The 6372-nt window shown below is 37.0% G+C and carries 8 protein-coding genes and 1 pseudogene; 7 read left to right on the top strand and 2 right to left on the bottom strand.

Features of this window, described 5'->3' with window-relative positions:
* Window positions 1-236 (bottom strand): annotated as a pseudogene (locus BLT91_RS31350) (hypothetical protein); the annotation flags it as partial.
* A gap of 305 nt (window positions 237-541) precedes the next feature.
* Between BLT91_RS31350 and BLT91_RS07115 the strand changes: the two are divergent.
* The 3 genes from BLT91_RS07115 (at window position 542) to BLT91_RS07105 (ending at window position 2721) form a co-directional block, all read left to right on the top strand.
* A complete protein-coding gene (locus tag BLT91_RS07115) occupies window positions 542-835 on the top strand; it encodes a response regulator transcription factor (protein ID WP_090818674.1) in 294 nt (97 codons plus the stop codon).
* Window positions 836-1151: 316 nt separating this feature from the next.
* On the top strand, window positions 1152-2174 hold the full coding sequence (locus tag BLT91_RS07110; protein WP_090818671.1) for an LCP family protein: 1023 nt from the start codon (window positions 1152-1154) through the stop codon (window positions 2172-2174).
* A 28-nt stretch (window positions 2175-2202) separates the two neighbouring features.
* Complete coding sequence (locus tag BLT91_RS07105) at window positions 2203-2721, top strand: tyrosine-type recombinase/integrase (RefSeq protein ID WP_090818668.1); 519 nt, start codon at window positions 2203-2205, stop codon at window positions 2719-2721.
* A 198-nt stretch (window positions 2722-2919) separates the two neighbouring features.
* Here the strand turns inward: BLT91_RS07105 and BLT91_RS07100 are convergent, their stop codons facing one another.
* Window positions 2920-3291, bottom strand: coding sequence for a helix-turn-helix domain-containing protein (locus BLT91_RS07100; protein ID WP_090818665.1), 372 nt, complete (start codon window positions 3289-3291; stop codon window positions 2920-2922).
* A gap of 183 nt (window positions 3292-3474) precedes the next feature.
* On the opposite strand from BLT91_RS07100, the gene BLT91_RS07095 reads away from it, so the two are divergent.
* The 4 genes from BLT91_RS07095 to BLT91_RS07080 all read left to right on the top strand — a co-directional run bounded on the left by BLT91_RS07095 (window position 3475) and on the right by BLT91_RS07080 (window position 6242).
* Window positions 3475-3909, top strand: a complete 435-nt coding sequence (locus tag BLT91_RS07095) for a hypothetical protein (RefSeq protein ID WP_090818662.1) — start codon at window positions 3475-3477, stop codon at window positions 3907-3909.
* A 20-nt stretch (window positions 3910-3929) separates the two neighbouring features.
* Window positions 3930-4727 (top strand): tyrosine-protein phosphatase, encoded by a 798-nt coding sequence (locus BLT91_RS07090; protein ID WP_217635185.1) that lies wholly within the window; start codon window positions 3930-3932, stop codon window positions 4725-4727.
* 101 nt (window positions 4728-4828) lie between these two features.
* A complete protein-coding gene (locus BLT91_RS07085; RefSeq protein ID WP_090818656.1) occupies window positions 4829-5578 on the top strand; it encodes a YveK family protein in 750 nt (249 codons plus the stop codon).
* Window positions 5562-6242, top strand: a complete 681-nt coding sequence (locus tag BLT91_RS07080) for a CpsD/CapB family tyrosine-protein kinase (RefSeq protein WP_090818653.1) — start codon at window positions 5562-5564, stop codon at window positions 6240-6242. The genes BLT91_RS07085 and BLT91_RS07080 overlap by 17 nt, the downstream gene beginning before the upstream one ends.
* Window positions 6243-6372: the final 130 nt, after the last annotated feature.

The following is a 6372-nucleotide window of genomic DNA, read 5'->3' as shown; positions in this document are numbered from 1 at the left end:
CCAGGCATACCAGGGAAACCACCACCAGGCATACCAGGAAGCCCGAACATGCCGCCTAAGCCGCGTGGATCATAAACAGGTACCCAAGCATAAGGTTGAGGTTCAGGATAGCCATAAGGGTAAGGCATAGCTTGAGGATATGAAGGGGCATAGGACTGTTCGATTTCGGGTTGTTGTTCCACTAATTCAGTATCCAAATCCAAATCGCGAAGCTCTTTTTTTTTGTTCGAAGTCATGTGTATTACTTCCTCCTTAGGTAAAAGCGGAATAGTCGATACTTACTATATGCAGGAGGGTAGACGGATGTCACGGTATATATTGGCGTAAATGATTAGCATCCATACCAATAGTCCTACTTCTAATTGTTTTGAAGAGCGAGGTAGGTTCTTTATCCTATACATGTTAGTTAAATACGGGATTTCAATCCCATAGATGTAAATATATATGTCGTATATAATTGAAATTGGTTATAATTTGAAATTCAAAATCTGATTGGCAGAAAAGAGAAGGAACGTCATATTCATATAAAGGAAGTTGTTGTATGAAGCATAATACTTTGGCAGAAAACCAAGTTTTGTACCAGTTTTTCACCAATTATGGTTTAACACAGCGTGAATCTGAAATTCTTACCCTCATCGCCACTCATGGGTACACGAACCGGGAAGTCGCAGAGAACTGCTGCATTAGTGAGAAAACAGTCAAGATTCATCTGGCCAACATTATGAGCAAAATCGGAATTGGTTCGATGCGTAGACTGCTCGCTCTACTTTTACAGCAAGCTCTCTTAGTCTCGAAGCTCTCGAGTGAACCCACCAGAGTTACATCGATCATATGAGTTAGTTAATGCATGTAGAGAGGCTTCTGGAAAGAAGCCTTCTTTTTGTTTTGTGAATACTTAAGGAAATTTGAACATCTACTTGACAAAATACGTTTTGTAACATAAATTAGATCATAGATACAATATGTATCTATGATCTAGGAACAAAAATCCTATATGCTAATAGTTCATGTAGGGGGAATGTAAACCAGGTTGTATTTGGAATTATAAATTGGAGAGATAATATTTATACGTTAATGCAAACTTGTATTTGTTGCAAATCTAATGATACATTTTGTATCATTAAAAACAGGAAGCTTAAGGATGTGTCACCATGAATCGTTGGGTTGTGTACACTGCAGGTTTCATACTTTTGGGATTGATCAGTATAGGTGGTTTTATATACTGGAAATATGAACCTGATCATCATTTTAAACAAATGGAAATACCTGTTTTGAGTAAGCCAGTTGTCTCCATTGAAACGACTCCCCTATTACGGGAGCAAGGCACAGAGAAAAACCAATTAAATGATCAATCCCACATTCAATCTTCTTCAGTAGATACTAAAGTGATTCAGGCGTTTAATGTGTTGATTCTTGGCATCGATGCCAGGGGGGAGGAAAATTCCAGGTCGGATGTGATGATGGTGATGCACATCATTCCTTCTGAGCGTAAAGTCAACATCGTATCCATACCAAGAGACACGCGAGTCAAGATTGAGGGAGTTGGCTATACCAAAATTAATCATGCTCACATACTTGGCGAATTGAAGGGAGGTAATCAAGAGGGAACCAAGGCTGCTCTCCAAGCTGCTAGCAATTTTTTAGATGTGCCGATTAATTATTATGTAAAAACAGATTTTAAAGGTTTTGAAAACTTTATCGACACCATTGGTGGTGTGAACGTAGAGGTTAAAAACGATATTAACTTATCCGATAACCAAATAACGCTTGCCAAAGGTATTCAGCATATTGATGGTAAACTCGCACTGAGTTTGGCAAGAGAAAGGTATTCGCAACCAGATGGCGATTTCGGACGACAAAGAGAGCAATCACAAATTCTAAAAAATGTAGCCCAAGAAATATTAAAACCCGAACATGTCGGCGAGATCGCCAACCTGTTAAGGAAAGTAAAGAAAGATATTGTGGATACGAACTTTCAAGACGATGATCTTATAAGTTTAGCTTGGCTATTTAAGGGAATGACGACAGAGGATTTTACCTACAAACAAATTCCGGGACATAGCGGTTATGACATGGATCCACTTGTACAATTGCAATTATATTATTGGATTCCAGATAGTGATGAAGTGAAGGAGTTAAGTGATACTTTATTAAAGGATAAACCCAGTAATTGAATCATATTCAAAAAGGAGCGTTGTTGCAATGCAAGTCGTTCAGCCTATTCGTGAGCAAGAAAAAATTGAGCAAATGCAAGAAATATTAATAAGACAATCACATAGAGATTGGCTCTTATTTACAATCGGAATTAATTCGGGGCTGCATTTAAGTGATTTGTTAACATTAAGGGTAAGGGATTTAAAGGGAAAGTATAGTGTAACGCTTAAGGAAGAAAAGACTTGTAAAGAGAAAACTTTTGCTATTCATAGTCAATTAAGAGAATCTATCTTTGAGTATGTAAAGTATATGAATGATGACGACTATGTGTTCCCTTCTCAACGAACAGGTAAGCCGATCAAGCGAATTCGAGTATACCGTATACTGAGTGAAGCGGCCAAACAGGCGGGTCTTAACGATATCGGAACACATACACTTAGAAAGACGTATGGGTATCACTATTACCAAAAAACAAAGAATATATCTGTGCTTCGTGATTTGTTTAATCATTCGGCTCCATCTGTAACATTGAGATATATTGGTGTTCAATCAGAAAAAATGTTCTGATATGATACGAAATGTATCATAAATTAGATGCATATAGTAAAAGATCATGCTGAGGAACCACATGACCTTAAAGGAGGTTACTTATGGAGAAACGATCACAAGTCACGCTTGATGTCATGGAGATGTTAAGACAAACAGGATTGGATCCAAACAAATTTATGTTGTGGAACGAACACGAATCAGAGAATAAAATACTTACTAATCAAGTGAACGTTCAGCCCTCACAAAAGCGATAAAACGCCGTGCTTCTTCGGAAGATAACTTTTTTCCATCTACGGTCAATGCAAACTTCTCCAATATTTTTTCATCTGATAGCTCCAAGTTATCAACGAATTCCCTAATTTCTTGATCGAGATTACTATCAGGTTGATTCGTTCGTCCGAGCAAATAGTCTATAGATACGCGAAAGAATGAAGCGATTTTATTAATAGTATCGTAATCCGGCTCTCTACGAGAGGTCTCATAGTGTGATAGCGCGGCTCTCGAAATGCCCAGCTTGTTGGCGAGATCTTCCTGGGTGAGTGCATGCTTTTCCCGCAGAAGGGCAATTCTATCCCCGTATTTAGTCATTTTCAAATTCCTCACATTTCAATAAGAATATTAACATTATAACCAATAACCCTTTTGTTAGACCTATTATACCAGTGTTTTGATAGATATGAAAACGAAAATGTCGGCTTAGTTTGTATTACGAGATACGAAATGTATTTATTTGAATGCATCTTGCATTTTTGAGAAAAGGACGATGAACATATGGACAATAATGTCATCAAAAGACGAAAATTCGACCTCAAACATGAGTCCTCGGTCCATAGTTTAATTAAGATTATACAAATCAATCATAAAAGAATTGAGACTAAGCATACAAAAGTAACACTGACTGAAACCAATTCTCGTGGTATGCGATTTCTTTCTTCATTAGATCTGCCTATTGATGAAAAAATCATCTGGAATTTTCGATTACTGCTGAGAGAAATGCCAATTTCAGCTGCAGGTGTTCTCATTAGTGTAAGCAAGATGGACGAGGGATTTGAATATGAGGCAGAGTGGATTGATGGAGTAGAACTTGGCCGTTATATCTTGGATTTTTTTATGGATCCATATCCTTTTATTTCTCAAGCCATTCAGAGCTATGCTTATTTTAATGAACATTCTCAAAATAAGCAGAATATTGATTTGTTATGCTGAGAGAAGGTGCAATCTCATTGTTGATTGATACTCACTGCCATATATTACCTTGCATGGATGATGGTGCTGAAAGTATGGAAGAAGCTATCGTTATGGCGCGCTATGCGTTGCAATGTGGTATCAATGCTTTAGTTGCTACGCCACATCACGCCAATGGGAGATATGAAAACGATGCAATTAAAATAAAGAATGCTGTTAATATTTTTAAGGGTGAATTGAAGCAGCAAGGAATTAATCTTATTGTCCACGCAGGACAAGAGGTACGTGTAAATAAGTATGTAATGGATGATCTGATGTCAGGGAAAATACTGACGCTGAATGAATCTCAATATATTTTATTAGAACTTCCCTCAAAGGGAATACCTAGCTATTTCGATGAGCTATTGCATGAACTTAGAGTCATTCACCTTACACCAGTTATCGCACATCCGGAACGAAATGCTGAGTTTCTGAAGTATCCTAGTCGTTTGAGAGAATATGTTGAAAGCGGCGTAATTTGTCAGGCTACCTCGCATTCTCTATCAGGCGTATTCGGTAACAAAATCAAAAAGTTTGCATTTGAATTATGTAAGCAGAATCTCATACATGTCATTGGTTCGGATGCCCATAACACCTCGACTAGACAAGGAAATCTTGGTCAAGTGCTGAGTGACATTCGTGCGGTTCTGGGCGAAGAGCGTGCTCAATATTATCTGGAAAATGCAGCCTTGTTAATTAAAGGAGAGGCAATTATTAACCAATCTTTCAATCGAAAAAAAAGGAAGTGGTTGAATATTCGTAATGGTTCATTTTACCGTCAGAAATGGTTGAACCATTAGTAAAAACACACTTGACTTGATACAATTCGTATCGTAATATTGATTTATGATACGAATTGTATTTGGTAGTGTATCGAAATAAATCTAAGGTGGAGGTTCTAATGGAAATAGAACTGAAAGAGTATTTCAAAGTAATCAAGAAAAGAATATGGATCATTTTAAGCATCGTGTTACTTTCTAGTATTTGTACGGGTATCATGAGCTACTACTTTATTCAACCGGTTTATACGGCTAGCGCAGCGTTGGTTGTTAATAAAACAAGTGAAAATCAAGGTTTACAGTCCCTGGATTACAGCAATGTGGCTACAAATATTATGTTAATAAATACATATAAAGAAATTATTAAAACGCCAGCGATTATGGATAAGGTATTAGAGAAGTTGCCAGATGTAAATGTGACTTCAGAAATATTGAGTAAGAAAATTAAGGTTAGTACCGTGAATGCAACACAAATCATGACGATAGTGGTAGATGATTACTCGTACTCGCAAGCTGTAAAGATTGTGAATACAATAGCGCAGGTATTTAAAGAACAAATTTCTAACATTATGAAAGTGGATAATGTGTCCATCCTTAATGAGGCTAAAGAACAACTTAATCCACAGCCGACCAGCCTAAATCCAAAAATCAATATTGCAATTAGTGCGATCGTGGCTCTTACTTTATCAATCGGGATTGCCTTTTTCTTAGAATTTTTAGATGATTCCATCAAGACGGAGAGGGACGTTGAAAAATATCTAGGCATTCCGACTTTAGGGGTAATCACAAAAATTAAATCTAGGGATATCAAAAGCAAGTCTGTATCCCAACAAAGAATGGTAGGTGATGGTTCATATGTCAGTGCAAAGTAGTAAGAATAAATATACTTTAATAACGAATTTAAATCCCAAATCACATAAATCTGAAGCGTATAAGACATTAAGGACAAATATTACATTCTCCTCTATTGATCGAGAAACAAAAAAAATACTTATTACTTCCTCACAGCCTTCTGAGGGAAAAACAACTACCATTGCTAATTTAGCGGTAGCATATGCACAAGAGAACAAGAAAGTATTAGTCATAGATGCAGATTTACGAAAGCCTACTCTTCATCATATTTTCATGAAGTCTAATCGAGTTGGTCTGACGAATATTCTTGCTAATCAAAATAGTCTCGAAGAAATCATTGTATCCACAGACATTCCCAACTTATCTTTAATTTCTTCAGGTCCAATTCCTCCGAACCCTTCAGAGCTTCTGGCATCAAGAAAAATGATTGAACTATTGAAGCAGCTAGAACAAGATTTTGATCTCATCCTTATCGATTCTCCTCCTACGATTTCTGTAACGGATTCCCAAATTTTATCAACAATGTGCGACGGAGTGCTGTTTGTTATTCATTCAGGTAAAGTAAAACGCCAAGTCGTGGTGAAGGCTCTTCAAAATTTGGAACACGTAAAAGCAAAAGTGTTGGGTGTTGTCCTTAATAATAAAAATAGCCAAAGTCAAGACCAATCCTATACCTATTATTAGAGTAGTTAAAAAAATAGTTTTGGGTAATGTCTACTGAACCCTTATCACTGTAAGCACTCGATCACGCTGTGGGCTTAAATTGCCTTAGACGTTTATTGTCAAAAGTGTGTTGTGAGGGAGGGTTGAATGC

This window comes from Paenibacillus sp. yr247, assembly GCF_900103825.1.
In the GTDB taxonomy this organism is placed as follows: domain Bacteria; phylum Bacillota; class Bacilli; order Paenibacillales; family NBRC-103111; genus Paenibacillus_E.
This window is presented reverse-complemented; position numbering and strand designations above follow the sequence as displayed.